Source organism: Streptomyces sp. NPDC029296 (genome assembly GCF_055569255.1).
The window spans coordinates 23,912-47,824 of the sequence record NZ_JBVHXT010000026.1; the positions used below are offsets into that span (position 1 = coordinate 23,912).

27 protein-coding genes and 1 other RNA gene are annotated in these 23,913 nt (G+C 72.8%); 10 read left to right on the forward strand and 18 right to left on the reverse strand.

The genetic code is table 11. The annotated features are described in order from the left end of the window. Positions 1–92: 92 nt before the first annotated feature. Positions 93–926, reverse strand: a complete 834-nt coding sequence (locus ACZ4W9_RS22735; protein ID WP_467938602.1) for a DUF5336 domain-containing protein — start codon at positions 924–926, stop codon at positions 93–95. Positions 927–1,009: 83 nt separating this feature from the next. Further along, positions 1,010–1,966, reverse strand: a complete 957-nt coding sequence (locus ACZ4W9_RS22740; RefSeq protein WP_467938604.1) for an N-acetylmuramoyl-L-alanine amidase — start codon at positions 1,964–1,966, stop codon at positions 1,010–1,012. A 195-nt stretch (positions 1,967–2,161) separates the two neighbouring features. Here ACZ4W9_RS22740 and ACZ4W9_RS22745 point away from each other — a divergent pair, with 195 nt between their 5' ends. Both ACZ4W9_RS22745 and ACZ4W9_RS22750 read left to right on the forward strand, forming a co-directional pair. After that, complete coding sequence (locus ACZ4W9_RS22745; RefSeq protein ID WP_467938606.1) at positions 2,162–2,533, forward strand: DUF6907 domain-containing protein; 372 nt, start codon at positions 2,162–2,164, stop codon at positions 2,531–2,533. After that, the gene (locus ACZ4W9_RS22750; RefSeq protein WP_467938608.1) at positions 2,533–2,907 is read left to right on the forward strand and encodes a helix-turn-helix domain-containing protein; all 375 of its coding nucleotides are present in this window, start codon (positions 2,533–2,535) and stop codon (positions 2,905–2,907) included. The genes ACZ4W9_RS22745 and ACZ4W9_RS22750 overlap by 1 nt, the downstream gene beginning before the upstream one ends. Positions 2,908–3,101: 194 nt before the next feature. On the opposite strand, the gene ACZ4W9_RS22755 is transcribed toward ACZ4W9_RS22750, so the two are convergent. The 4 genes from ACZ4W9_RS22755 to ACZ4W9_RS22770 form a co-directional block, all read right to left on the reverse strand. After that, a complete protein-coding gene (locus ACZ4W9_RS22755; RefSeq protein WP_467938800.1) occupies positions 3,102–3,554 on the reverse strand; it encodes a glycine-rich domain-containing protein in 453 nt (150 codons plus the stop codon). A 987-nt stretch (positions 3,555–4,541) separates the two neighbouring features. After that, entirely contained in the window at positions 4,542–5,015 is a 474-nt protein-coding gene (locus ACZ4W9_RS22760) for a hypothetical protein (RefSeq protein ID WP_467938610.1), read from the reverse strand. After that, positions 5,012–5,350 (reverse strand): hypothetical protein, encoded by a 339-nt coding sequence (locus ACZ4W9_RS22765; protein ID WP_467938612.1) that lies wholly within the window; start codon positions 5,348–5,350, stop codon positions 5,012–5,014. Before ACZ4W9_RS22765 ends, ACZ4W9_RS22760 begins: the two co-directional genes overlap by 4 nt. After that, positions 5,347–5,754 (reverse strand): ATP-binding protein, encoded by a 408-nt coding sequence (locus tag ACZ4W9_RS22770; RefSeq protein ID WP_467938614.1) that lies wholly within the window; start codon positions 5,752–5,754, stop codon positions 5,347–5,349. Before ACZ4W9_RS22770 ends, ACZ4W9_RS22765 begins: the two co-directional genes overlap by 4 nt. A 331-nt stretch (positions 5,755–6,085) precedes the next feature. On the opposite strand from ACZ4W9_RS22770, the gene ACZ4W9_RS22775 reads away from it, so the two are divergent. Next, positions 6,086–6,853 carry a helix-turn-helix domain-containing protein gene (locus ACZ4W9_RS22775; protein WP_467938616.1) on the forward strand — a complete coding sequence of 256 codons (768 nt, stop codon included), beginning with the start codon at positions 6,086–6,088 and terminating at the stop codon, positions 6,851–6,853. Positions 6,854–7,150: 297 nt separating this feature from the next. Here the strand turns inward: ACZ4W9_RS22775 and ACZ4W9_RS22780 are convergent, their stop codons facing one another. Together ACZ4W9_RS22780 and ACZ4W9_RS22785 are read right to left on the reverse strand one after the other, a co-directional pair. Next, positions 7,151–7,804, reverse strand: coding sequence for a class I SAM-dependent methyltransferase (locus tag ACZ4W9_RS22780; protein WP_467938618.1), 654 nt, complete (start codon positions 7,802–7,804; stop codon positions 7,151–7,153). Positions 7,805–8,058: 254 nt separating this feature from the next. Continuing rightward, positions 8,059–9,804 carry an MFS transporter gene (locus ACZ4W9_RS22785; protein ID WP_467938620.1) on the reverse strand — a complete coding sequence of 582 codons (1,746 nt, stop codon included), beginning with the start codon at positions 9,802–9,804 and terminating at the stop codon, positions 8,059–8,061. A gap of 360 nt (positions 9,805–10,164) precedes the next feature. Between ACZ4W9_RS22785 and ACZ4W9_RS22790 the strand changes: the two genes are divergently transcribed. Next, positions 10,165–11,022 (forward strand): MaoC/PaaZ C-terminal domain-containing protein, encoded by an 858-nt coding sequence (locus tag ACZ4W9_RS22790; protein WP_467938622.1) that lies wholly within the window; start codon positions 10,165–10,167, stop codon positions 11,020–11,022. Between the two features lie 70 nt (positions 11,023–11,092). On the opposite strand, the gene ACZ4W9_RS22795 is transcribed toward ACZ4W9_RS22790, so the two are convergent. Together ACZ4W9_RS22795 and ACZ4W9_RS22800 are read right to left on the reverse strand one after the other, a co-directional pair. Then, positions 11,093–11,251 carry a hypothetical protein gene (locus ACZ4W9_RS22795; RefSeq protein WP_467938624.1) on the reverse strand — a complete coding sequence of 53 codons (159 nt, stop codon included), beginning with the start codon at positions 11,249–11,251 and terminating at the stop codon, positions 11,093–11,095. Between the two features lie 96 nt (positions 11,252–11,347). Continuing rightward, on the reverse strand, positions 11,348–12,763 hold the full coding sequence (locus tag ACZ4W9_RS22800) for a hypothetical protein (protein WP_467938626.1): 1,416 nt from the start codon (positions 12,761–12,763) through the stop codon (positions 11,348–11,350). A 187-nt stretch (positions 12,764–12,950) separates the two neighbouring features. Between ACZ4W9_RS22800 and ACZ4W9_RS22805 the strand changes: the two genes are divergently transcribed. Genes ACZ4W9_RS22805 through ACZ4W9_RS22815 form a run of 3 tightly spaced genes read left to right on the forward strand, consistent with a single transcriptional unit; the run spans position 12,951 to position 15,765 of the window. Next, on the forward strand, positions 12,951–13,787 hold the full coding sequence (locus ACZ4W9_RS22805) for a Nif3-like dinuclear metal center hexameric protein (RefSeq protein ID WP_467938628.1): 837 nt from the start codon (positions 12,951–12,953) through the stop codon (positions 13,785–13,787). Positions 13,788–13,804: 17 nt separating this feature from the next. Next, the gene (locus ACZ4W9_RS22810) at positions 13,805–14,548 is read left to right on the forward strand and encodes a zinc ribbon domain-containing protein (RefSeq protein ID WP_467938802.1); all 744 of its coding nucleotides are present in this window, start codon (positions 13,805–13,807) and stop codon (positions 14,546–14,548) included. 20 nt (positions 14,549–14,568) lie between these two features. After that, the gene (locus ACZ4W9_RS22815) at positions 14,569–15,765 is read left to right on the forward strand and encodes a bifunctional RNase H/acid phosphatase (RefSeq protein WP_467938630.1); all 1,197 of its coding nucleotides are present in this window, start codon (positions 14,569–14,571) and stop codon (positions 15,763–15,765) included. Here the strand turns inward: ACZ4W9_RS22815 and ACZ4W9_RS22820 are convergent. From ACZ4W9_RS22820 to ACZ4W9_RS22830, 3 genes are all read right to left on the reverse strand, one after another. Beyond that, positions 15,737–16,399: a bifunctional 4-hydroxy-2-oxoglutarate aldolase/2-dehydro-3-deoxy-phosphogluconate aldolase gene (locus tag ACZ4W9_RS22820; protein WP_467938632.1), complete on the reverse strand. Its 663-nt coding sequence runs from the start codon at positions 16,397–16,399 to the stop codon at positions 15,737–15,739. The genes ACZ4W9_RS22815 and ACZ4W9_RS22820 overlap by 29 nt on opposite strands. A 63-nt stretch (positions 16,400–16,462) precedes the next feature. Continuing rightward, the gene (gene yaaA, locus ACZ4W9_RS22825) at positions 16,463–17,245 is read right to left on the reverse strand and encodes a peroxide stress protein YaaA (protein ID WP_467938634.1); all 783 of its coding nucleotides are present in this window, start codon (positions 17,243–17,245) and stop codon (positions 16,463–16,465) included. Between the two features lie 68 nt (positions 17,246–17,313). After that, positions 17,314–17,835, reverse strand: coding sequence for a hypothetical protein (locus tag ACZ4W9_RS22830; RefSeq protein WP_467938636.1), 522 nt, complete (start codon positions 17,833–17,835; stop codon positions 17,314–17,316). A 259-nt stretch (positions 17,836–18,094) separates the two neighbouring features. Between ACZ4W9_RS22830 and ACZ4W9_RS22835 the strand changes: the two genes are divergently transcribed. From ACZ4W9_RS22835 to rnpB, 3 genes are all read left to right on the forward strand, one after another. Beyond that, a complete protein-coding gene (locus ACZ4W9_RS22835; RefSeq protein WP_467938638.1) occupies positions 18,095–18,520 on the forward strand; it encodes a DUF4260 family protein in 426 nt (141 codons plus the stop codon). Next, positions 18,513–19,034, forward strand: a complete 522-nt coding sequence (locus tag ACZ4W9_RS22840; protein WP_467938640.1) for a TetR/AcrR family transcriptional regulator — start codon at positions 18,513–18,515, stop codon at positions 19,032–19,034. The genes ACZ4W9_RS22835 and ACZ4W9_RS22840 overlap by 8 nt, the downstream gene beginning before the upstream one ends. A gap of 55 nt (positions 19,035–19,089) precedes the next feature. Next, positions 19,090–19,491, forward strand: an RNA gene (gene rnpB / locus ACZ4W9_RS22845) — RNase P RNA component class A. Between the two features lie 121 nt (positions 19,492–19,612). Here the strand turns inward: rnpB and ACZ4W9_RS22850 are convergent. The 5 genes from ACZ4W9_RS22850 to ACZ4W9_RS22870 all read right to left on the reverse strand — a co-directional run bounded on the left by ACZ4W9_RS22850 (position 19,613) and on the right by ACZ4W9_RS22870 (position 23,911). Beyond that, the gene (locus ACZ4W9_RS22850) at positions 19,613–19,909 is read right to left on the reverse strand and encodes a DUF6087 family protein (protein WP_467938642.1); all 297 of its coding nucleotides are present in this window, start codon (positions 19,907–19,909) and stop codon (positions 19,613–19,615) included. 17 nt (positions 19,910–19,926) lie between these two features. After that, entirely contained in the window at positions 19,927–20,925 is a 999-nt protein-coding gene (gene tgmC / locus ACZ4W9_RS22855; RefSeq protein ID WP_467938644.1) for an ATP-grasp peptide maturase system methyltransferase, read from the reverse strand. 302 nt (positions 20,926–21,227) lie between these two features. Further along, a complete protein-coding gene (locus ACZ4W9_RS22860; RefSeq protein WP_467938646.1) occupies positions 21,228–21,950 on the reverse strand; it encodes a 4'-phosphopantetheinyl transferase family protein in 723 nt (240 codons plus the stop codon). Continuing rightward, positions 21,947–23,233 (reverse strand): cation:proton antiporter, encoded by a 1,287-nt coding sequence (locus ACZ4W9_RS22865; protein WP_467938648.1) that lies wholly within the window; start codon positions 23,231–23,233, stop codon positions 21,947–21,949. The genes ACZ4W9_RS22860 and ACZ4W9_RS22865 overlap by 4 nt, the downstream gene beginning before the upstream one ends. 129 nt (positions 23,234–23,362) lie before the next feature. Continuing rightward, complete coding sequence (locus ACZ4W9_RS22870) at positions 23,363–23,911, reverse strand: RBBP9/YdeN family alpha/beta hydrolase (protein ID WP_467938650.1); 549 nt, start codon at positions 23,909–23,911, stop codon at positions 23,363–23,365. Positions 23,912–23,913: the final 2 nt, after the last annotated feature.

Sequence of the window (23,913 nt, forward strand, 5' to 3'; positions counted from 1 at the left end):
ACCCCCCCCCCCCCCCCCCCCACCCCCCCCCCCCCCCCCCCCCCCCCCCCCCCCCCCCCCCCCTCCCCCCTTCCCGCGACGGAGATCCCGGCTCAGCCGCGCTGGATCCCGGAGGTGTCCTGGAGCACGCCACGACGGCCGTCCTGGGTCTGCGCGACCAGCGCGGCACCACGCTGCTCGACGGCCAGGTACCAGGTGCCCGGCGCCAGTTCGGCGATCTGGCCGGCCGAGCCGTCCTCCGCGAACAGCGGACGGGTCACCGGCACGGCGAACCAGAAGGGGGAGAAGTCGGCGGCCGGGGGCTGCGCGGCCGGGGCGGCGGCCTGCGCGGCCGGCTGCGGCTGCGGCGCGTACGGCTGGCCCGGCTGCGGCTGGGCACCGTACGGCTGCTGCGGCTGGGCGCCCGGGTAGCCGTAACCACCGGGCGGCTGCGTGCCGTAGGGCTGCGGGGCGGGCGGCTTCGGGGCCGGGACCAGGGGCGCCTGGAGGGCGGGGACGAGCGGGGTGGCGATGGCTGCGGCGGCCATCACCAGGGTGGCGATCAGGGCGAGGATCAGCCCCGTGCCGGCGTCGGGGGACCGGTCGGAGCCCTCGCCGATGTTGTCCAGACCGCCGACCGGGTCGAAGACGTTGCCGAGCGCGCTCCACGCGGCGAAGACCGCGAACGCCACGCCGAACGCGCCGAGTTCCAGACCCGCGATCTTGCGGGGCTGCGGCAGGCCGCGGCTCACGACGATGAGCGCCGCGCCGATGAGGCCCGCCAGTACGACACCGAGCAGGACCGGTCCGCTCTCCCAGAGGTTCGGCAGGTCGACGCTGTCGGGCAGCCCGTCGTACGAGTAGTTGTCGAGGAACGACGCGATGAGGAGCACCACCGCTGCTCCGATCACCACGCCGTCGCCTCTAGTGAGGGAGCGGATATTCACTTCAGGTCCTTCGTAGGTCGTCTCGTCGTCGGTAGACACTACAGTCCGCAAGATCGGGCTGTCCGGCCGGTTACGGCCGCCGGTCACGAATCGCGCAGGAAACTCACGATTCCCTCAGAGATCCCTTGCGCCGCCCGCTGCCGCCACGCTCCGCTGGTCAGCAGGCTCGCATCCGTGTCATCGCGCATGTTGCCGCATTCGATGAACACCTTGGGAACCTTTGACAGATTGAGACCACCCAGGTCCGTCCGCGTGACCAGACCGGTACCGCCGCCGACGTAGTCGGCGGGCGGCTCACCGGTCGCGCGGAGGTAGTCGCCCGCGACCCGCACCCCCAGCTCGTGGGACGGCCCGACGATCGGACGGGTGTCCGCCGCACCGGCGTGCACGGACCCCGGCAGGATCACGTGGAAGCCCCGGTTGCCGGGGTCGGACCCGTCGGCGTGCAGCGAGATCGCCGCGTCCGCGTGCGCGGCGTTCCCGATCCGGGCCCGCTCGTCCACGCACGGTCCCCAGGCCGGGCTGTCGCCGTCACGGGTCAGCTTCACCGTCACGCCCTCCCGCTCCAGCAGCGTCCGCAGCCGGTGCGCCAGGTCCTCGGTGAACCGCGCCTCCGTATAACCGTCGTCGGTGGACGTCCCGGTGGTGTCGCACTCCTTGAAGTTGGTGCCGATGTCCACCTGGCGGTTGATCTCGGCCGTGTGCCGGAAGTTGCCCGGGTTGTGCCCCGGGTCGATGACGACGACCTTCCCCCGCAGCGCCGCCGAGCCGCCCGGCCGGGCGGCGGGCGAGCCGGGCACCTTGCCGTCGTCGCCCCGGGAGGCCGCCGGGACGGACGCGGACGACGCGGCGGAGGCGCGCGGGGCGGACGTGGAGGGGGCCGTACGGACCTCGCCGCCCGGGTCCCCGTCGCCCAGCGCCTCGTACACCACCCAGCCGAGCAGCGCGCCGGGCACCAGCGCGGCGAGCGCCACGGTCAGCGGGCCGCGCCGGGGCCGGCGGGGCTGGGGGGCATCGAATTCCGGTCCTGTGTACGACACGTCTGCCACCTTAAAGGCCGTTCACATGCTCCGCAGTCTCAGCGAACCGTCCGCATGTTCCGCCTCAAGGGCGATTCACCCGCCCCCGCCCGCACCGTTTGTGAGACGCGTGTGAGACGGGCGGCCCCGGCTCGGTGACTCCAACACCGGCCGGGGCCTTAGTCCGAACCCTGCTCAGATCAGGAGATCGAACCTGTGACGAACCGTACTGTCACCCTGCCCACCATCGACCACGGGGACCTCACCCTCCCCGAACCCACGTGGTGCGCCGGCCACACCCACCACGACCCGCAGACCGTTCGTGTCGACCTCATCCACGCCGGGCCCTCCATCCAGTGCGACTTCCTCGGCCGGCCCCTGCTCGCCGCCGAAATCGTCCAGTCCCCCTACGCCATGGCCAGCACGCCCCGGCTCGGCGGCCGGACGCCCGGCGCCTCCGTGCACCCCCTCGGACTGACCCTCGGCCCCGCGGACCTGTACGGCCTCTCTGCCGCCCTGGACGGCTACGCCGACCGGTTGTGCGACCTCGCCGACCAGCTCACCGTGATCCTCGCCGGGGGTGCGTGATGGCTGCGCTGTCCCGCGAGGTGCGGCGCATCGTCGTCGCGCACCTCACCGACCGCGGCATGAGCCCGCAGCAGATCGCCGATGAGCTGGGCGTTTCCCGCGAAACCGTGCGCAGGGACCTCCACAACCCGCCCCCGTCGGCCGCGCCCGCACCGGTCCCCGATGTGGCGCCCGGTGAGGAGGGTCTGAGCCTGCCCGCGAGTCTCCAGCTCGGGAAGGATCTGCGCCTCCTCGCCGTCTCTTACAAGGCGCCCGCGGCGGCCGTCGCCGAGCAGTTGCTTCACCGCGCGGCGGAGGCGATCCGTGCCCGAGTGCACGCCCGCTTCTCCGCCGGAGCCGGGAGCGGTCCGGATCCGCGCGACCTCGTCCGCTGATCGGTGGCCCGGCCGGACAGTGTTCACCGACCAGGCCACCGATGTTGTTGTCAGCTCTTCGGCGGGACGATGAACGCCCGCCGCGGCTGCGGTTCCTGCGGGTCACGGGACTGCGGTAGCTGACTACGCTTCCACGTCGTCACCAACCAGGCGTACCGCGGGTCGATCCACTCTGACATCGGGCACCTCCGCCGTCAGGCTACGGGAGGCTGGGGTGTCGGCATGGGGCGAATCGTGCACTCCGGCGCATGCTGGCACTGCGCCGCCACGGCCACGAGCGTCTCGTCCGCCGGCGGCCCCCACAACTCCGGGTCCGCCTCCCACCCGAGTTCGCTGATCTTCTCGCGGGTGCGGTCCAGGATCGGCGGGTCGTAGTGCGTCGGGTCGTAGCCCGGGTAGTGGTGGATGAACCGGCCGCCGAGCCGCTCGCACAGCTCCGCGTACATCGCGGTGTGCAGGAGCAGGGCGTGCCAGCCCTCGTCCACGATCCGGCTGGGCGCGAGCCCGGTGTCGGGGTTCTTCGCGCAGGCGGCCACGAACTTCAGGCCTTCCTCCACGATCCGCCCCGCCATCTCCGGGGACATGTCCGGGTTGGCGTCCGCCACCGTTCGGCGGCAGCTCGTGAACTGCTGGTCGGTGAGAAGCATCCGGGCGAAGACCGTCGGCGGCTTGGGGTCGACGGGACCGCCGTCCGGCGTGGGTCCGGGAGGTATGGTCACGATGTTCTCCTTCGCTGGTTGCGGATGGGGACACGCACCCGGGCCGGGTGTTCTTCGCGGGACTGCTCGGCCCGGGTGACGCGGTTGTTGAGCGACGTGCGGCCGGCGCCGACAGGGTGACGAGGACGGCCGCTCGCCTCCAGCGCTCACGTTCCCCGCCCGAGGGGCTGCGCTGGAGTCTGGCCCGTGCCCGGCGCTGTCGGCGGCGCTGCCGGACACGGAGTCTGTCGGGAGGCTCGGATGGCCTCGGTCTCCTCGTCGGCCAGGGCGTCGAGGTCGGTGACGGGGGTGACGCCCTCCAGAGTGACGACCAGGCGGGCGGCGAGGTCCAGCGGATGCGTCTCGTGTCCGTGAAGGCGACGCGGTGCAGGCCCTCACCGTCCTCGGGCCCGGGCACTCGCTGGAGGGTGAGCGGGTCGTAGACCGTGCCGGCCACTCCCCAGACCGGCGTGTGTTCCACCAGGGCCGCCGTCCAGCCGCGGTGGCCGAGGGGTGGGCAGTGCTCGACGGCGAGGCGGGCGCAGACGGCGTGCACTGGCGGTGACGCCGTCTGCTCACCGTCGTAGAGGGGCTGGCGGGCGCCGGCGGCGAGAAAGAGCGTGCGCGCGTCTTTCCGGAGCCCGACCGTGGGCCCGCCGCAGAGCTGGCACAGCATGCGGCTCATCGCCTGCCGACACCGCAGTGCGTGAACGAGTCCGTGCCGCGGCCGGCCACCCCGGGTGATCGGCACGCGCATCCAGGGCACGCCGTAGTGCCGCTCGATCTCCGTCTCGCCCCGGAGCCCGAGTTCTGGTCCTCCGAGGCGCTGGACCTTGGTCAGGGGCTGGGGCGGGATCTGCTCCTTGGACCAGGCGGTGATGAACGGCACGGGCGTGCCGTCCCAGTAGCGGACGGGCCGGATGGGGCTGAGGGTGGTCATCGGGTGCTCACCCTTCCGGTCAGGCACCGGAGGTGGGCGTACCCGGCGTTGAAGCGGGTGGTGCCCTCCCAGCACAGGGGCGCGACCAGTTCCGTCGGCAGCAGCGGGGCGGGGCAGACGAGGCACTGGGGCGTCTTGCCGATGGCCGTCGCGGTCTGCTCGTGCAGGAGGCGGTGTCCGTGGCCGGCGTAGCAGGTCTGGCGCTGCTGGCAGGCGGTGCAGGCCGTGAAGTGCGTGGGCCAGTCCGCCCAGGTGAGGTACCAGGCGAGCCGGGCCGAGTAGCAGCGCATGCAGGCCCGGCGCGGGAGCCCGGCCGACGGGTCTAGCTCCACGGCAGCGGCGTCCGCCGGCCTGGCGCACCAGACGCACGCAGTGCCCGTCCGGGCCGCCTCGGGCAGCGACCGGGGCAGCTCGTACCAGGAGACGAGCCGGTGCAACCGGACCAGCTCGTCGGGGACTTGCACGGTCATCGGGGCAGCTCCAGCAGCAGAGTCCGGAGTGCCACCATGACCGGGCAGGGCTTCAGGTCGTAGACGCACTGCCGGCAGGGGCCGGGATGGGCGATGTACGCCTGGGCCGCGGCCCGCAGGGTGCAGCGGCGGCAGCCGCGCGGGAACAGCGTGATGCCGCCCGGACTCGGGCGCTCGCCGAGGTCCACGACGGTGTCGACGGACAGCCGCTTCCCACACCAGGCACACTCCGCCCCGCGCGCCTTGGCGGCGGGGAGGTCGTCCAGGGGCGGCAGGGGGAGCAGCGGGTGGAGGTCGGCGGGGATGAGGGTCAGGGTTCTCGAGGGGGCGGTCATACCCGGTCCTCCGTGGGGGCTTCCAGGTCGGCCCACACCTGCTTCTCCCAGGGCCGGCGGGTGCAGCCCCAGCCCTTCGTGATGGCGCCCACCACGGCCAGGCCGCGGCCGGCGGTGTCGCGGGGGCCAGCGGTGCAGAGGGCGGGCCAGGCGTCAGGGCTCTTGTCGATGACGATGACCCGGACGATGTCCGGCGGCAGCCGGCGCACGATGACGCGGACGGTCGGCGTCTCTGTGTGCTGGACCGCGTTGGTCACCAGCTCGGTCACGACGGTCGCGGCATCGTCCAGCACGCCGAGCAGGCCCCAGTCCTTCAAGACGTCGACCACGAAGTGCCGGGCGTCCGGCGCGGCGCACGTCTGCCGGGGCAGTACGCGGACCTGCGGCAACTGCCTGTGCTCCACGGCTGTCACCGCCGCTTCGGCCAGGTCCGGGCGGGGGCGCCAGGCGCATCGGGGGGCTCGAGCCGCCTGCTGCGGCTGACGAGCGGGGAAACGATCGGCGGCAGGAGGTGTGCTGCCGCGGGTGGCTGGGCGGCTGTACCGTGCTGCATGTCGGCGCTCCTCGGGCGTCGGCCACGTCCCGGGGTCGGTCGTACGGCCGCCGGGGCTTGTGTCGCTCATCACGTTCGCCTCGTCACCGACCGTGGCGCGACGACATTCAAGACGTCATGTCGGCGACACACAGGGCGTCATATGGGTGTCACTCTCAGCTGCCGAGGGCTACCGTGATCCCATGACGACGCCGAACAGCACCCTTCGGGCGGCCCGTATGGCGCTGCTCATGTCCCAAGACGAATTCGCCCGCGCGCTCCGCGAGGTCGGCCAGCGTGCGGGCACGCCGAACGACGCCAGTAAGCGGCTGGTCCAGCGATGGGAGTCTGGACAGACCACCGCACCGCGCCCCGTCTACGCTCGAGCCCTGGAGGCCGTCACCGGCATGCCCATCGGCAGCCTCGGTTTCCAGACCACCACCCTCGCCCGAGTCAGCGATGACGGGCATGGCGGCCACGACCTCGAAGACTCGCCCATCGGCATCCCTGCCGGGGCGGCGCCCACAGCAAAGACGGCGCCTTCGAGGAACTACTCCGGAGTGTGGCTCAGCACGTACGAGTACGTGTCCAGCGGGCGCGGCAACCAGGTGTTCACCGGCAAGCACTACGTCGTGCTGCTCCAGCACGGAAACACCCTGTCTGCCCGCAGCTTGCCCAACGGCAGCCTCAACCCGGACAGCCCGCTCACCCTGGACCTCCAAGTGGACGGAAACACGGTCACCGGCACCTGGACGGAGCAGACCGCCCCCAGCGGCTACTACCAGGGCGCCCGCTACTTCGGTGCGCTCCAGATGCTTGCGGAGCCGACCGGCCGCCGGATGGCCGGGAAGTGGGTCGGCTTCGGCCGCGAGTTCGACGTGAACACTGGCCCGTGGGAATTGCGTCTTCAGGACGCGTCCACGGACAAGGCGACGCTCGCGCGGTACAACCGGCCGCCTGAGCAGCAGTGAGGGGCCCGGACGCGCCCCGGACTCCTCGCACCTCAACCATGGTTCAGGCCGTGGGAGGGACGGGCCTCGGCCGCCAGATCAGCTCTGCGCGGCCCTCCGCAGGCATGAACAGCTCCCGCACCCCGGCAGGCTCACCCGGGTGCACGTCCCGGCCACCGGTCGTCTTCACCCACCAGTCCGCGTAGCCGAGGATCAGCCGCCCGTCCTGCGGCAGAGCGGCGTGGACAGAGCGAGCGAGGCGGCGCTGATCCCGGCCGGGAAGGTGCCGCCAGACGTTGCGCGACTCTAACCGGGGCCTCAGATTCCCGCCCCCGTGCGCCGCAGCACGCGCAGCGAGCCGGTGGCCGAGACCTCGGTGAACGCCCCGGAACCGAGGGCGCGCAGATACACCCGGTAGGGTGCCTGGCCCGTGAACTCGTCCTCGGGGTGCGGGAAGACGTCGTGGATGACCAGCAGGCCGCCCTCGGCGACGTGCGGGGCCCAGCCCTCGTAGTCGGCGGTGGCGTGTTCGTCCGTATGGCCGCCGTCGACGAACACGAAGCCGAGCGGGGAGTTCCAGAGCGCCGCGATCCGCGGGGAGCGGCCGACGAGGGCGACCACGTGCTCCTCCAGCCCCGCGCGGTGCAGGGTGCGGCGGAACAGCGGCAGCGTGTCCATCAGCCCGGTCTCGGGGTCGACCGTCTCCGGGTCGTGGTAGTCCCAGCCGGGCTGCTGCTCCTCGCTGCCCCGGTGGTGGTCGACGGTCAGCGCGGTCACCCCGGCCTGCCGGGCGGCGTCGGCCAGCAGGATCGTGGAGCGCCCGCAGTAGGTCCCGACCTCCAGCAGCGGCAGCCCGAGCCGCCCCGCCTCCACCGCGGCCGCGTACAACGCCAGCCCCTCGTCCACGGGCATGAACCCCTTGGCCGCCTCGAACGCGTCCATGATCTCGGGCTTGGGGGTGGGGGCAGACATGGCGCCCTTTCGCTCGTCCGACTGTCCAAACCCCGCATATGCTGCCGCACCCCCGGCCACCGGGGTGACAGGGGGTGCGACCGACGCCCGGCAAGGGGGGCGGGGAACCGCGCGAGGAGCCACGACGGGCCGGCAGCCGCAGACGGGCGGAACCACCGGCGCTCGCAGGGGCGCGGCGAACCGCGAGCCCGGGGCCACCGCGAGCCCGGGGCCACCGCGAGCCCGCGGCCGCCGGACCGCGCGGTCCTCCGAGCCTAGGCGCTCACGGCCTCCCCGGGCAGCGAGAGATCGAGGGAGACGGCCCGCTCCTCCCCGGAATGCGTGGCGGAAGAGGCGAGCGGCCCGTGGCCGGAGGCCTTCGCGGCGAGGACGTACGCCCCCTGCGCCGGCACGGCCAGTACATACCGCCCCTCCTCGTCGGAGACGGTCGCCCCCGCCTGCCGCCCCCGCCGGTCGATCAGCGTGACCTTCGCCCGGGCCACCGGAGCACCGTCGGCCCCCAGCACGCGCCCCCGGAAGCCCCGCAGCACCTCCTCGGCCCGCTCCAGCGCGGCGTCCTCCTCGCTGCTGGCCCGCAGCTGCGTGTGCCGCTGGGCCGGCCGGGGGCTCTTCGGCAGGAAGAGCGCCAGCAGCAGGCCGACGGCCACCGCGGCGGTGGCGATCAGGAAGGAGACCCGGAAACCGTGCATGGTGGGGATCGCGACCCCGCCCACGTTGTTCGCGGTGTTGGCCAGCACCATCCCGACGACGGCGCTGGACACCGACGTACCGATGGACCGCATCAGCGTGTTCAGCCCGTTCGCCGCACCGGTCTCGGACGCCGGGACCGCGCCCACGATCAGCGCGGGCAGCGAGGAGTAGGCGAGGCCGATGCCCGCGCCGAGGATCACGGACGTGACGATCGTCTGCCAGGCCGCGTCCATCAGGCCGAGCCCGCCGCCGTAGCCGATCGCGATGATCAGCAGGCCGGTGATCAGGGTGACCTTGGGACCGTAGCGGGCGGACAGCCGCGCGTACACCGGCGCGGTGAACATCATGGTCAGGCCCAGCGGGGCCACGCACAGACCCGCGACGACCATCGACTGGCCGAGGCCGTACCCGGTCGCGGTGGGCAGCTGGAGCAGCTGGGGCAGGACGAGCGAGACGACGTAGAACGCCACGCCGACCATGATCGACGCGAGGTTGGTGAACAGGACCGCGGGACGGGCGGTGGTGCGCAGGTCGACCAGGGGCGCCTGGACGCGCAGCTCGAACAGCCCCCACACGACGAGGACGACGACGGCCGCGGCGAACAGGCCGAGCGTCGTGCCCGAGGACCAGCCCCAGTCGCTGCCCTTGGTGATCGGCAGCAGGAGCAGCACCAGACCGGTGGACAGACCCAGCGCGCCGACCAGGTCGAAGGAGCCCCGCGCACGCATCGGGGACTCGGGTACGACGAGGAGGGTGAGGGCGATGGCGAGCATGCCGAGGCCGGCGGCGCCGTAGAACAGCGCGTGCCAGTCGGTGTGCTGGGCGACCAGGGCCGCGGCGGGCAGCGCGAGGCCGCCGCCGACGCCGATGGAGGAACTCATCAGGGCCATCGCCGAGCCGAGCCGCTCACGCGGCAGCATGTCCCGCATCAGGCCGATGCCCAGCGGGATCGCGCCCATGGCGAAGCCCTGGAGGGTACGGCCGACGATCATGGTGAGCAGTTCGCTGGTGAACGCGCTGACCAGGGCGCCGATCACCATCACGGCGAGGCTCAGGACGAGCATCCGGCGCTTGCCGTAGAGGTCGCCGAGCCGGCCCATGATCGGGGTGGCCACGGCACCCGACAGCAGGGTGGAGGTGAGGACCCAGGTGGCGTTGCTGGGGGCGGTGTCCAGCAGCTGCGGCAGGTCCTTGATGACCGGCACGAGCAGCGTCTGCATCACCGCGACGACGATGCCCGCGAACGCGAGCACCGGGACCACCGCGCCACCCGCTCTCCGGGTGGGCTGGTCGGTCGTCGTGTCTGTCATGGAGTGAGGCCTTCCACGTGTCATAAGTGCCGGGTAAACCTCGTATGCACAGGCAACTATTCCGTTGCTTCGGGCCCCTAACGAAATCTTGACCGTTTCATGGGTTTCTGATCCGTCGTCAAGCCCGGGCCGGGAAATTCCGCGAGTTGCGCGGGGCGGGTAACGGTCCGGAGGGCCCATGGACTCCTTTGGGCATCCAGGAGGTGCTCATGGGCCACCCGGGTGGACACCGCCTCCCGCCTGGCCCGGTCGAAGGCGCGGAAGGTGACGTGGACGCAGAGCGAGTGGAAGGCCGGCAGGCCCGGGCCGCCGATCCACGGGTTCGGTGTGTCGCCCTGGATCAGATGGGAGAAGGACCCCATGCCCATCGACGCAGCGCAGGCCCTCGCGGCCGGACCCCGGACCGCCGAGATCACCTGGGACCACAAGGACGTACAGCTCTACCACCTCGGCATCGGTGCCGGGCGTCCCGCCACCGACCCCGCCGAGCTGCGCTACACCCTGGAGTCCCGGCTGCACGTCCTGCCGAGCTTCGCCACCGTCGCGGGCGGCGGCCCGCCCGGTGTGATCGGCGGGCTGTCCATGCCGGGGATCGACGTCGACCTGGCACGCGTCCTGCACGGCGGACAGGGCATCGGGGTCCACCGCCCGATCCCGGTACGGGGCACCGCCACCGCCACCGGCCGGATCGCCGCCGTGTACGACAAGGGCACGGCGGCCGTCCTGGTCATGCGCACCGAGGTCGCCGACGCCGACGGTCCGCTGTGGACCAGTGACGCCCGGATCTTCGTGCGCGGGGAGGGCGGCTGGGGCGGCGACCGGGGTCCCGCCGGCCGGCTCGGCCCGCCCGCCGGCGACCCCGACCGGACCGTGGAGCGCCCCGTCCGCGAGGACCAGGCCCTGCTCTACCGCCTCTGCGGCGACTGGAACCCGCTGCACGCCGACCCCGGCTTCGCCGAGCGCGCCGGGTTCGACCGGCCCATCCTGCACGGGCTGTGCACCTATGGCATGACCCTCAAGGCGGTCGTGGACACGCTGCTCGACGGGGACGTGACCCGCGTACGGCGCTACGACACCCGGTTCGCCGGCATCGTGTTCCCGGGCGAGACCCTGCGCATCCGCATGTGGCGCGAGGAGGGGCGGGTCCGGGTGGAGGCCGGCGCCGTGGACCGGGACGACGCGCCGGTCCTCGCCGACACCGTCGTGGAGCACACCTGAGGGCCCGGGTTGCCGGGCGGGCAGAGAAAAAGGGGGCGCCCGGTCGGACGCCCCCTCCCCTTCACTGCCGTCAGGCAGCCGCCTCGGCCCTTTCCTGGACCGGCTTGCGGTGCCGGCCGTGCGGAGCGGTCTCCCTCTCCTGGGCCGCGACCGGGCCCCGGTGCCGGCCGTGGCCGACGGTCTCGGAAGAGCCGGCAGACAGCTGCTCGGTCGTGCTGGTGTCGCTCATCGGACGTATTCACCCCGTCAACATGATCTTCGGTACAGCCGGGTGAGTTTAACCGGCGCACCACGGGCCGAATCCAGGCGCACACGCCAACCGGCACTAGTTCGTTACAAGACGGCCCAGAGGGGCCTCCCGCAAGGGCACGGGCCGCATCGTCACCGGCCCGAAGGTCCGTGCCAACTCCGCGTTGGGAGAAGGGACTTCCGGTGGGGCGGGGCTCCGGTCACCGGCCGGGGAGAACGCGCCGGCGCCCGGCGGTACGGCGCTGCGGGACTCCGGTGGGACGGGGCCCCCGGACGCCGACGGCACCGCCCGGGGATCCGCGGCCACGGCCGCCCCGCGCTCCGCGGATACGGCGGTCCCGGGCGCCGGCGGCGCGGCAGGCGGGGAGGACGCAGGCGTCGCGGGCGTCGTGGGCGTCGTGGGCGTCGTGGGCTCCGGGGCCGGTCGCCGTGCGGTGTTCTCCGGGCCGGGGTCCGCCGGTCCGGAGTCCCCCCGGGGAGCCGTCAGGTCCGACACGCCGCACGGTGTCGTCCTCGTCGCGTACGGCAGGCGCAGCACCCCCTCCCGCGTCCACACCCCGGCCCCCGCGAGCCAGCCCTCGGGCGCCGGGAGATGCCGCACCCGGCGCTCGGCCGGCCGCCAGGTGCCCACCCAGGTGCCGAGCGCGCCGTCGATGCGCAGGCCCACCGCGCAGTTCTCCGGCATCAGCACCTGCCCGGGCTGGATCGCGAACGGCGTCACCACGCAGTCCGGCAGCCGCAGGCACCGGGGGAACCGCACCGGCAGTGTGCTGCCCAGCACGCCCCAGCCCAATCGTTCCTGCCCGGGCGAGGGCGCGTCGGAGGAGATGAGCAGCAGCCCGCTGTCGAGGTCGGCGAGCAGCAGCCGGTCGTCGCTGTCGTCCGTGATCTGCAGCAGCGGCGAGACCACGCCCCGCTCCAGGTCCACCACGACCGTCTTGGTGCGCCCGCCCAGTTCCCGGTCCAGCGCCAGCAGCCGCCCGGTGCCGTCCAGCCAGACCCCGCCCGAGCAGCGCCCCGGCAGCTCGGCCAGCCGCTCCGGGCCGAACGCCCCGCCCGCCACCCGCCACACCACGCTGGAGCGCGGCCCGCTGGCGAGGGCGTACGCCCGGGTGCCCCCCGGCGCCGGGGGCAGCAGGACCAGCCGGGTGCCGGGCTCCGGGCACTCCACCGCGCCGAGCGGCAGCTCACCGGTGCCGGGCCCGGTCGGGTACAGCAGGGCGAACATGTGCCGCCCGGCCGCCGGCCGGTGGATCAGCACCCGGCCGTCCCCCATCGGCTGCACCCCGGTACCGGGCTCCTCGGGCTGGTTGCCGGGCAGCGGCACCGCGTAGGGCTCCGGGCCGTCCAGGGTCCACCGCTCCGGGAACCAGCAGTCGCCGGCGGGCGCGAGCCGGGCCGCGTACGCGCCGTCCGCCGTGATCACGCATCCCGCCTCCGGCACGCCGTCGGCCCCGGCCGTGGACGGGGGTTCGATAGCACAGGCCGTCATCGTTCGGTCACCTCCGGCGACGACGCTAGTTTTGTCACGCACAGGCGGGCGAGGCGCCCAGCCCCGCTTCACACATACGGGTGGCGCAGAAGCGATTCACCCGAGGAAACCGGGACGGGTGTGCTGAGCCGGGCCAGACCGGACGCATGCGGTACACCCCCGTCGAACAGCCAGGTAGCCTTGGCCCGTGCCCCGTCTGTCTGAAGTCATCGCCGCGCTGGAGGACCTGTGGCCCGCCGAGCGGGCCGAGTCCTGGGACGCGGTCGGCACGGTGGTGGGCGACCCCGGCCAGGAGGTCGCCCGGGTGCTGTTCGCCGTCGACCCCGTACGGGAGATCGTCGAAGAGGCGGTGCGGCTCGGCGCCGACCTGCTGGTCACCCACCACCCGCTCTATCTGCGCGGGACGACCACGGTCGCGGCCACGCACTTCAAGGGCCGGGTCGTGCACACGCTGATCAAGAACGACATCGCGCTGCACGTCGCCCACACCAACGCCGACACCGCCGACCCCGGTGTCTCCGACGCCCTCGCCGCCGCCCTGGACCTGAGGGTCGTACGACCCCTCGTGCCGGACCCCACCGACCCGCACGGGCGCCGGGGCCTCGGCCGGGTCTGCGAGCTGGACCACCCGCTCACCGTCCGCGAACTGGCCGCCCGCGCCGCCGAGCGGCTGCCCGCCACCGCGCAGGGCATCCGGGTGGCCGGCGACCCCGAGGCCGTCGTCCGCACGGTCGCCGTCAGCGGCGGCTCCGGCGACAGCCTCTTCGACCAGGTCCGCGCGGCCGGCGTCGACGCCTTCCTGACTGCCGACCTGCGCCACCACCCCGCCTCCGAGGCGGTGGCCCACAGCCCCCTCGCGCTGCTCGACGCGGCGCACTGGGCCACCGAGTGGCCCTGGTGCGAGCTGGCCGCGAGCCAGCTCGACGAGATCTCCGACCGCAACGGCTGGGACCTGCGGGTCCACGTCTCCAAGACGGTCACCGACCCCTGGACCGCCCACGCGGCGTCCATCAACACCCTCTAGCCCACGGGAGCCCCCAACTGAACGCCGCGCCCGCCGACCAGATCCGACTCCTCGACGTCCAGGCCCTCGACGTCCGTCTCCAGCAGCTCGCGCACAAGCGGAAGTCGCTGCCCGAGCACGCCGAGATCGATTCGCTGACGAAGGACCTCACGCAGCTGCGCGACCTGCTCGTGGCCGCGCAGACCGAGGAGAGCGACTGCGCCCGCGAGCAGACCAAGGCCGAGCAGGACGTCGACCAGGTGCGCCAGCGCGCCGCCCGCGACCAGCAGCGCCTGGACTCCGGAGCGGTCACCTCGCCGAAGGACCTGTCCAACCTCCAGCACGAGATCGCCTCCCTCGCCAAGCGGCAGGGCGACTTGGAGGACGTGGTCCTGGAGGTCATGGAGCGCCGTGAGGCCGCGCAGGAGCGGGTGACCGAGCTGACCGAGCGGGTCACCTCGGTGCAGGCGAAGATCGACGACGCCACCGGGCGCCGGAACGCCGCCTTCCAGGAGATCGACGGCGAGGCCGCCTCGGTGACGAAGGAGCGCGAGGTCGTCGCCGCGTCCGTCCCGGCGGACCTGCTGAAGCTGTACGACAAGCTGCGCACGCAGCAGGGCGGCATCGGCGCGGCCAAGCTGTACGCCCGTACCTGCCAGGGCTGCCGGCAGGAGCTGGCCATCACCGAGCTGAACGAGATCCGCTCGGCCGCGCCGGACACCGTGGTCCGCTGCGAGAACTGCCGGCGCATCCTGGTGCGCACGGCGGAGTCGGGTATCTGACAACCTCTGGGGGAGGCGGCGTGCGGGAGTTCATCGTCGAGGCCGACGGCGGGTCGCGGGGCAACCCGGGGCCCGCGGGCTACGGGGCCGTGGTGCGCGACGCGGCGACGGGGGAGACGCTGGCGGAGGCGGCGGAGTTCCTCGGCGTCGTCACGAACAACGTCGCCGAGTACCGCGGCCTCCTGGCCGGCCTGCGCGCCGCGCACGCCCTCGACCCCACCGCGAGGGTGCACGTCCGCATGGACTCCAAGCTCGTCGTCGAGCAGATGTCGGGCCGCTGGAAGATCAAGCACCCCGGCATGAAGCCGCTGGCGGCCCAGGCACGCTCCGTCTTCCCGCCGGAGCAGGTCACCTACGAGTGGATCCCGCGCGACCGGAACAAGCAGGCGGACCGCCTGGCCAACGAGGCGATGGACGCGGGAGCGAAGGGCGAACAGTGGTCGCCGTCGCGGTCCCGCGCCGACCTGGCGACGGCGGCGGATTCGGCACCGGCAGCCGACGGGGCGGCGGCACTCCCCGGCGGGGAGGACCGCCCGCCCTCCGGTCAGGCGCACTCCTCCGCCCCCGGCTGGAGCGCCGCACCCGACCTCGGCGCGCCCGCCACCCTCGTGCTGCTGCGCCACGGCGAGACCCCGCTCACCCCCCAGAAACGCTTCTCCGGCAGCGGCGGCACCGACCCCTCCCTCTCCGCCGCCGGCCGGGAGCAGGCGCACCGCGTCGCCGAGGCCCTGGCCAGGCGCGGCACCGTCCAGGACGTCGTGGCCTCCCCCCTCGCCCGTACCCGGGAGACCGCCGCGATCGTCGCCGCCCGGCTGAACCTGGACGTCACGATCGAGGACGGTCTGCGCGAGACGGACTTCGGCGCCTGGGAGGGCCTGACCTTCGGGGAGGTCCGCGAGCGCTACCCGGACGACCTGAACGCCTGGCTCGCCGACCCGGAGGCGCACCCCACCGGCGGTGGCGAGAGCTTCGCCGAGACGGCCGTCCGGCTGGCCGCCACCCGGGACAAGCTGGTCGCCGCGTACCCGGGCCGCACGGTCCTGCTGGTCACCCACGTCACCCCGATCAAGACCCTGATCCGCCTCGCCCTCGGCGCCCCGCCGGAGTCGCTGTTCCGGATGGAGCTGTCGGCGGCGTCCCTGTCGGCGGTGGCGTACTACGCGGACGGCAACGCGAGCGTACGGCTGTTCAACGACACGTCCCACCTGCGTCCCTGAGCCCGGCCGCGGCCCGCGCCAGGTCCTCGATCCGGGCCCAGTCGCGGGCGGCCACCGCCTCCGCCGGCACCATCCAGCTGCCGCCGACACAGCCGACGTTGGGCAGGGACAGGTACTCCGGCGCGGTCGCCGGCCCGATGCCGCCGGTCGGGCAGAACCGGGCCTGCGGCAACGGCCCGGCCAGCGAGCGCAGGTACGCCGTACCGCCCGCCGCCTGCGCCGGGAAGAACTTCATCTCCCGCACCCCGCGCTCCAGCAGCGCGACCACCTCCGAGACGGTCGACACCCCGGGCAGGAACGGCAGCCCGGACGCGCGCATCGCCGTCAGCAGCGCCTCCGTCCAGCCGGGGCTGACCAGGAACCGCGCCCCGGCCGCCGTGACCGCGTCCACCTGCTCCGGGGTGACCACCGTGCCCGCGCCGACCACCGCGTCCGGCACCTCGCCGGCGATGGCACGGATCGCCTCCAGCGCCGCCGGGGTCCTCAGGGTCACCTCGATCGCGGGCAGCCCGCCGGCCACCAGCGCCCGCGCCAGCGGCACGGCATCGGCGGTGTCGGCGAGCACCACCACGGGCAGGACGGGCGCGAGGTCCACGACGGAGGGGTCGGCGGCGGAGGGCAGCGGCGAGGTCATGCCCTCATCGTGCCCAGCGTCTGCACCACTCGCAATGAGCGTTGCGCATGCTGCAATGAACGGTCAGTGGACCTCGTCCACCAGCACGTCCAGCGCCCACGCCCGGCCCGCCTTCCCGGGAGTCTCGGCCTCCACGGTGTAGGCCAGCTCCCGCAGCGTTTCCACCAGCTCGGCGGGGCCGTCCGGCGCGGCTCCGGACGTCAGCAGGGCGCGGACGATCCGGCCCTTCGTCGCCTTGTTGAAGTGGCTGACGACCTTCCGGGTGGGCGCGTGCAGCACCCGCACCGTCGCCGTGCGCCCGGCCACCTCGTCCTTCGGTTTCCAGGCGGTCGCGTAGGCCGAGGAGCGCAGGTCCAGCAGCAGCCCCTCGCCGGCCGCCGCCGGCAGCACCTCGGCCATGGGCGCCCGCCAGTGTCCGGCCAGCGCGCCCAGGCCCGGCAGCTTCACGCCCATCGAGCAGCGGTAGGAGGGGATCCGGTCCGTCACCCGCACCGCGCCCCACAGCCCGGAGAACACCAGCAGCGAGTCCGCCGCGCGCCGCCGGGCGTCCGCGTCCAGCGTGGCCAGGCCGAGGGCGTCGTAGAGGACGCCGGTGTAGATCTCCCCGGCGGGGCGGGCGCCGGCCGTGCGCAGCCCGGCGTTCTTCGCGACCTCGCCGCGCAGCCCCTCGCTCAGCCCGAGCACCTCGCGGGCCTTGTCCGGGTCGCCCGAGCACAGCTCGACCAACTCGCCGAGCACGGCCTCCCGGGCGGCGGTCAGCCCCGGCAGGGACAGCGAGCCCAGCTCCAGCGGGGCGCCCTCGCCCGCGTTCGCCTTGCCTTCCGAGGGCGGCAGCAGGACCAGCAACACGTACTCCTCACGTAGACCTCCGCGCCAGGGTACGGCGGTCCCGCGGGCGGCCTCGACCGCGGGGTTCAGTGCCCCGCGAGGGCCTGGACCAGGGCGCCCGGGTCGTCGGCGTACAGCCGGACCACGCTCACCGGCCTGCGTCGGCCCAGGACGGTCGTGTGCACGACGGGCTCGGCCAGTTCCAGCGTCACCGTGGTCTGCGAGCCGATGATCAGGTCGAGGGCGTCCGGCTCCGGCCGGTGCGTGGTCCGGGTCTCCCGGCGTACGGCCGCGATCGAGGCCAACGGGATCCGCAGGTCGACCTGGGCGCCGTGGCGCACCCGCAGCGCGCCGGGGGTCAGCACGTGCGGGCGGACCACGCAGGCCGCGTGCAGACCGATCACGAGCAGCACGGTGTAGACGTCCACCGCCAGCAGCACGTCGTGCGCGAGCGGCATGTCCCGCAGCATGAAGGAGACGCCGACCGTCTCGACGACGCAGACGAAGGCCAGCCCCAGCATCGTCGCGCCCTGCCCGCGCGCGTACCCGAACGCCCGCCCGCCGGCGGTGCCTTCCGTCCGCCGGGCCAGCCGGTACACCGTCGTCATCGCTCCACCCCCGGTCTCCAGCATACGGCGCACCGCCTCCGCCCGGACGGGCGCGAAGCCGCCGTGCGCAACCCACGACACCGCGTCGCCCAGGCCTAGTTGGCCCTCCGCCCGCGGCCCGTCCGGCGCTGTGGAAGTCACGCACCCGCCGCAGGGAAGCTTGACGGCTAACGCCGTTAGCCATACGGTCGTGGCTAACGATGTTGGCTAGTCGGCGTCAGCTAGTCCTGCGCACCGAGTTCACGCCCCGGAGGCAGCCATGACCGTGACCACCGCCACGACCGCCGTGAGGCGTCGCCTGCCACACCCGGTCGTCCTGCGACGCGGAGTCTGGCTGGTGTCCGCCCTGTCCTGGTCGGTCCTCGCGGTCATGGAGGGCGTGCGCCACGGCTGGCCGGCCGTGGTCCTCGCCCTGGCCTTCCTCGTGCTGCCGGACCTGACCTTCCTGGTGGCGCTCGACGAGGCACCCCGCATGGCCAAGGGACAGCTGCCGCCCCGCGCGGTGCCGTACTACAACGCCACGCACCGCGCCCTGGTCCCGCTCGCGCTCGCCGTCGGCTACGCCACGCTCCCGCTGCACTGGCCGCCCGCCTTCGCGGCACTGTGCGGCTGGCTCGCCCACATCTCGTACGATCGCGTCTTCGGCTACGGACTGCGCACCAAGGAGGGCTTCCAGCGTGGCTGACCGGCTCACCCCCCGGGCACGGGAGATCGTCACGGCGGCCCGGGACCTCCTGGAGGAGTCCGGACCCGCGCACCTGACCATGCGCACCCTCGCCGACCGCCTCGGCATCAAGGCGCCCTCCCTCTACAAGCACTTCCCCGACAAGCACGCCGTAGAGGTCGAGCTGGTGGCACTGCTGCTGACCGAGACCGCCGACACCCTGGAGGCCGCCGAGGCCCGCGCCCCCGGCTCGCTGGAGGCGCTCGCCGGGGCCTACCGGAGCTACGCCCTCGCCCACCCCCACCTGTACTGCCTGGCCACCGAACGGCCCCTGCCGCGCGCCGAGCTGCCCCCCGGCCCGGAGGACCGCGCCGCCGCGCCCCTGCTGCGCGCCTGCGCCGGCGACATGGACCTGGCCCGCGCCTTCTGGGCCTTCGCCCACGGCATGGTCGTCCTGGAGATCCACGGCCGCTTCCCGCCCGGCGCCGACCTGGGGGCGGCGTGGAGGCGGGGGCTCGGGGCGCTGGGGACGTAGGGGGCCGCCGGTCCGCGCGGGGGCGGCCGCCCGGTACCATGGTCCTCACGGCAGACGAGCCGGGCGGACGGCCGCGTGGAGCCCCTCAGGGGGCTTCCCGAGGAACGTCCGGGCTCCACAGGGCAGGGTGGTGGCTAACGGCCACCCGGGGTGACCCGCGGGACAGTGCCACAGAAAGCAGACCGCCGGGGACCCAGGTCCTCGGTAAGGGTGAAACGGTGGTGTAAGAGACCACCAGTGCCCAGGGTGACCTGGGCAGCTAGGTAAACCCCACCCGGAGCAAGGTCAAGAGGGGACACCCCGGTGTCCCTGCGCGGACGATCGAGGGCTGCCCGCCCGAGTCCGCGGGTAGACCGCACGAGGCCGGCGGCAACGCCGGCCCTAGATGGATGGCCGTCGCCCCGGCCGCCGCGAGGCAACCGGGGAACAGAACCCGGCGTACAGCCCGACTCGTCTGCCGCTCAGGCTTCTGACCTGCGTTGTGGGTATTGGCTGAGTCGGGGGTCCTCCGCGTGACGCGTCTACGCCTCGGTGTCCTCTGTTGTCAAGAATCAGGCATGGCACGGGACGCCAGAGAGTCATGAGGAAGTCGGAGGCTTCCGATGTCTGCCGGTCCCGGGGCCGAGCTTCGGTGTTGCCTCACGGGTGGAGGCAGCCTCGGTGTGGGGAAACAGGATGCGCCGTGCTTCTGCGAGGTTCGCCGCGAAACCGTGCGGCTCCCAGAGATGGCCGTTCCACCGCTGGATTGCACGGGGCGCATCGGGGTTCAGATGCGATGCCCTCGGGCCGTCGCCGGTCACCAGGGGTACGGCGCGGAGCTGCCCGATCCTCGCGTCGCGACGCTCGGCCCACTGGGAGAGCGGTTCGTCGTCCATGTCCGGAGAGTAGTGGGTCAGGTGGTCCGGTGCTCCCAGCGCAGGGCGGGCGCCTGGTCAATCCAGTACCGGTGGGACGCGGGCGTCACGTGGAGCCGTACGGAGTCGATCTCCGGCGCCCCGGCGTCCTGCCAGGCGACGAGGGAACGTTCCACGTCATCCCACAGGGCCACCGGACCGCCTTGGCGGACGGTCCAGTTCTCGCCGTCGGCGAGGAACTCGGCGAACGACTCCTTCTCCGGATCGAACAGGTATCGCAAGGGCGAGCCGTCACGGCCCGTCGCGCGGACGAACTGAACGCCGGGCGCCGCCAACTGCGCAAGGAAGGCGGGCATCCACTCCTCCAGGACAAGAGGAGACATCCGAGTGCGCCGCTCACTGTCCGCGTAAGCGGTCCGGGCGGAGAGATCGCCGGCCACGGGGGCCACTGCCTGGGCCCGCGCTTGCATGAAGGAGGCGCGCCTGACGATCGAGCCTTCGGCGGTGCCGTCATCACCGACGGTCAGTTTCGCGAGACCGGTTCCCCATGGCCACGAGCCGACCGTGCCGAGGACGATGCCTCCAGGTCTCGTCTGCCTGATCCACGCGTACGGGATGCGGCGGACCGCGCAGGTGGCGATGACCCGGTCGTACGGTGCTCGGTACAGGCGGCCGAGGAGCCCGTCGCCCGTCACCGTCCATGTCGAGAAGCCGGCGGCTTCGAGAGCGGCATCGGCGCGTGCGGCCACCTGTGCGTCGACCTCGACCGTGGCGACGTTGCCCTCGCCGAGGTAGTGGCACATCAGGGCTGTGGAGTAGCCGGTGCCTGTGCCGATCTCCAGGACTCGGTGGCCCGTCTCGAGGTCCAGGGTCTCGATCATGCCGACGACGGTGGCCGGGTCGGTCGAGGAGAACGTGGGCACGCCCACGACGGGTTCGTCGGCCTGGTCGGCGGTGAGGTGGCCGTCGAGCTGGGTGGTGAGGGTGACGACGCTGTAGCCACGGAAGCACCACCCCTGCACGTTTGCGCAGGTCATAGCGTTGCACTGACAGTCCCCGGCGTACAGCCCGACTCGTCTGCCGCTCAGTGTTTTCGCAGGGCCGGAAGTTACTTGCCGGCATGGGCAGGTCGGCGAAGGCGTCGGTTGCCGGGGGCTTGGCCGGTGTGTGGTGCGGAGCCTGGTGCTACTGGACGCACGCCGTGGTGAGGGGTGCTCCGGTGGCTCGGGACAAGGGGCGGGAGACGGGATCGATCACTCTCGAACTCGTGTGCACCTCCTTGAGGGGCTCGGCCGAGTGTCCGGCGGAGTCTCGATCGGGAATCGTCTGTCGGAGGGGTTCAAGAGAACTCTGATGATCGGACACGGCTGTCCTCTTTCCTTGGGACGGAAGTGGTGGGTATCAGTACCGCGGTCGCCAGATGGTCCTCCGTGCGCTGCCAGCGGCCTTGGAGGACCCGCGGTGCGCGGGGACCTGTGGGCTTTCGGCCCTCCGGTGAGAGTGCCGCGGTGAAGGTCCGGGTCCGAGGCTCGAAGTCGATCACGCAGTCGAGGAAGTCGAGCCATTGACCGGTCAGGGGGAACCACGCCTTGTGGACGCTCTCCTTGGCGCTGAACAGCAGCCGGTCCCAGGCGGTGTCGGGGTGTGTCGCGGCCAGCCGGTCGAGGGCGCGGCGTTCCGGGGCGCCGCGTATCCGTGAGAGGACCCGCGGCGGCAAGGGGCCGTGCGGCTCGGCATCGATGCCGAGGCTCGCGAACGTGTGCGTGGCCGCCACCGCCGCTGCCCGGTAACCGTCGCAGTGCGTCATGCTGCCGACGAAGCCGCGTGGCCAGACCGGGGCCCCGCCGTACGCCGCGACGAGCGGGACTTCGGGACCGCCCAGTCGGCGAAGCGCGGTGCGGGCGCACCACCGCACGGTGGTGTATTCACGGCGGCGTGCGTCCGGCGCTCCGGCCATCCGGGCCGACTCCTCCGGGAAGAGCCGCACGTCGCGGTCGCCGAAGGCTTCCACGACGGCGACCCCGTCGAGCGCTCCTTCCAGCAGGGAGGGCACGGCCCTCATGCGGCCTGCGGCTCGGACACGGGGGAGGGCGCTGCGGGAGTCCTGTCCTCGTCCCCGCGCGCGAGCGCGTTGAGCAGGGGCGTCGCGAGCGCCGTCGTGATGAGAGCCATCAAGACCATCGAGGAGAAGAGCCGGACGGACAGCAGCCCCATGCCCATCCCGACGTTCAGAAGCACCAGTTCGGTCAGGCCACGCGTGTTCATGAGCGCACCGAGCGCGGTGGACTCCCGCCAGCCCATGCCGGAGAGACGAGCGGCGCCGGCGACGCTCCCCAGCTTGCCGAGGCAGGCCACGGCGGTGATGGCCGCGGCCTGCAGCAGCCCCTCCCCGGTAAGTGACGTGAGGTCCACGGAGAGGCCGGTGATGACGAAGAAGATCGGCAGGAGCATCCTGCTCACGTTCTCCAGCGGCACGTGGGCCGCTCGGTGCAGCAGGCTGTCGGCCGCGGGACGGGGCACCACCAGACCGAACACGAACGCCCCGAATATGGCGTGGATGCCGATGTGCGACGTGACGAAGGCGGAGACGAACGCTCCGGCGGCGAGCATCGGCGCGGCGTAGGGAAGGTGCCGGGGCCGCATCCGGGCGTGCAGCCCGGCGAGGAGGGGACGGACGAGCCACAGCATCACGACGACGTACAGCAGGGACCATCCGATGACGCCGAGGAAGCCGGCCGCGCCGGCCGCGCCGGACATGGCGACGACGACGGCGAGCATGCACCAGGCGAGCAGGTCGTCCATGGCGGCGAGCCCGAGGGACAGGGTCCCGATCCGTGTTCCCTGAAGTCCGCGCTCGGCCACTATGCGTGCCAGCACGGGGAAGGCGGTGATGGACATGGCCACACCAAGGAACAGCGCGAACTCGGCGAAGGGAACGGTGTGGCCCGCGACCGTGCTGTTCGAGCCGTAGATCGCCCACGCGAGTGCGCCCCCGAGAAGCAGGGGGATGAGCGACGAGCTGAGCCCGACCGTTCCGGCCAGGCGAAGGTGTCCCCTGACGGCCCGCTGGTCGAACTCCCAGCCGATCATGAACATGAACAAGAGCACGCCCACCTGGGACACGACCCCCAGGGAGGCGCGTACCTCGGCGGGGAAGAACATGTCCGGCAGGTCGCCGGGGACCAGGCCGAGCACACTCGGCCCCAGGAAGATGCCGGCCGCGATCTCGCCGACGACCGCGGGCTGGCCGATGCGACGAGCGAGCAGGGTGAAGAGCGTCCCTGCGGCGAATGTGAGGGCTATGCCGCCCATGGCCGTGACGGCTATCGATTCAGCGCCGGACACTCGTTCTCCAAGTCGTGAGTGTGAGGTCGTGAGGGTGCACCCGCCTGGCGAGTGGGAGTGCGGGATGACGCCTACCGCGGGGTACTCGGCGAAGGAGTCGCGGAGTACCCCGCGGTATCAGGGGTGCGGTCAGCGCGCGGTCGGGGAGAAGCGGGAGTGGAGGTGGGCCCAGCCCTCCGCCCAGTCGCCGAGGTTCGAATCCGCGTTGATGTGGCCCTTGTCGCCGACGTTGATCAACGAGGAGTTCAGCAGTTCGGCATTGGCCGTCGCACTGTGGAAAGACGCGTACGGGTCCGACTCACTGGCCACCACGACCGAGGGGAACGGCAGTCGCCGGTGCCGGGCGGAGTCGAATCCCGTCGCCTGCCTGGGGAAGTTCGCGCCGTCGACGTCGGGAAACGCGACCAGGAAGGCGCCGACGACGTCCGGGTCCTGGTGCTCCGCCGCCCACTCGGCGAGCAGCGTGCAGCCGAGGCTGTGCGCGATGACGAGTTTGGGCCCCCGAACGGACCGCAGGCTGGAATCGAGCTCCGCGACCCAGGTGTCGCGCACGGGCCGGTCCCAGGAGGCGTGTTCGACCCAGACCGAGGGAGACAGCCGCGCCGCCCACTGCGACTGCCAGTGCGTGGGGCCGGAGTTGTCGATGCCGGCGAGGAAGACATACGTGAGCGAATCCATGG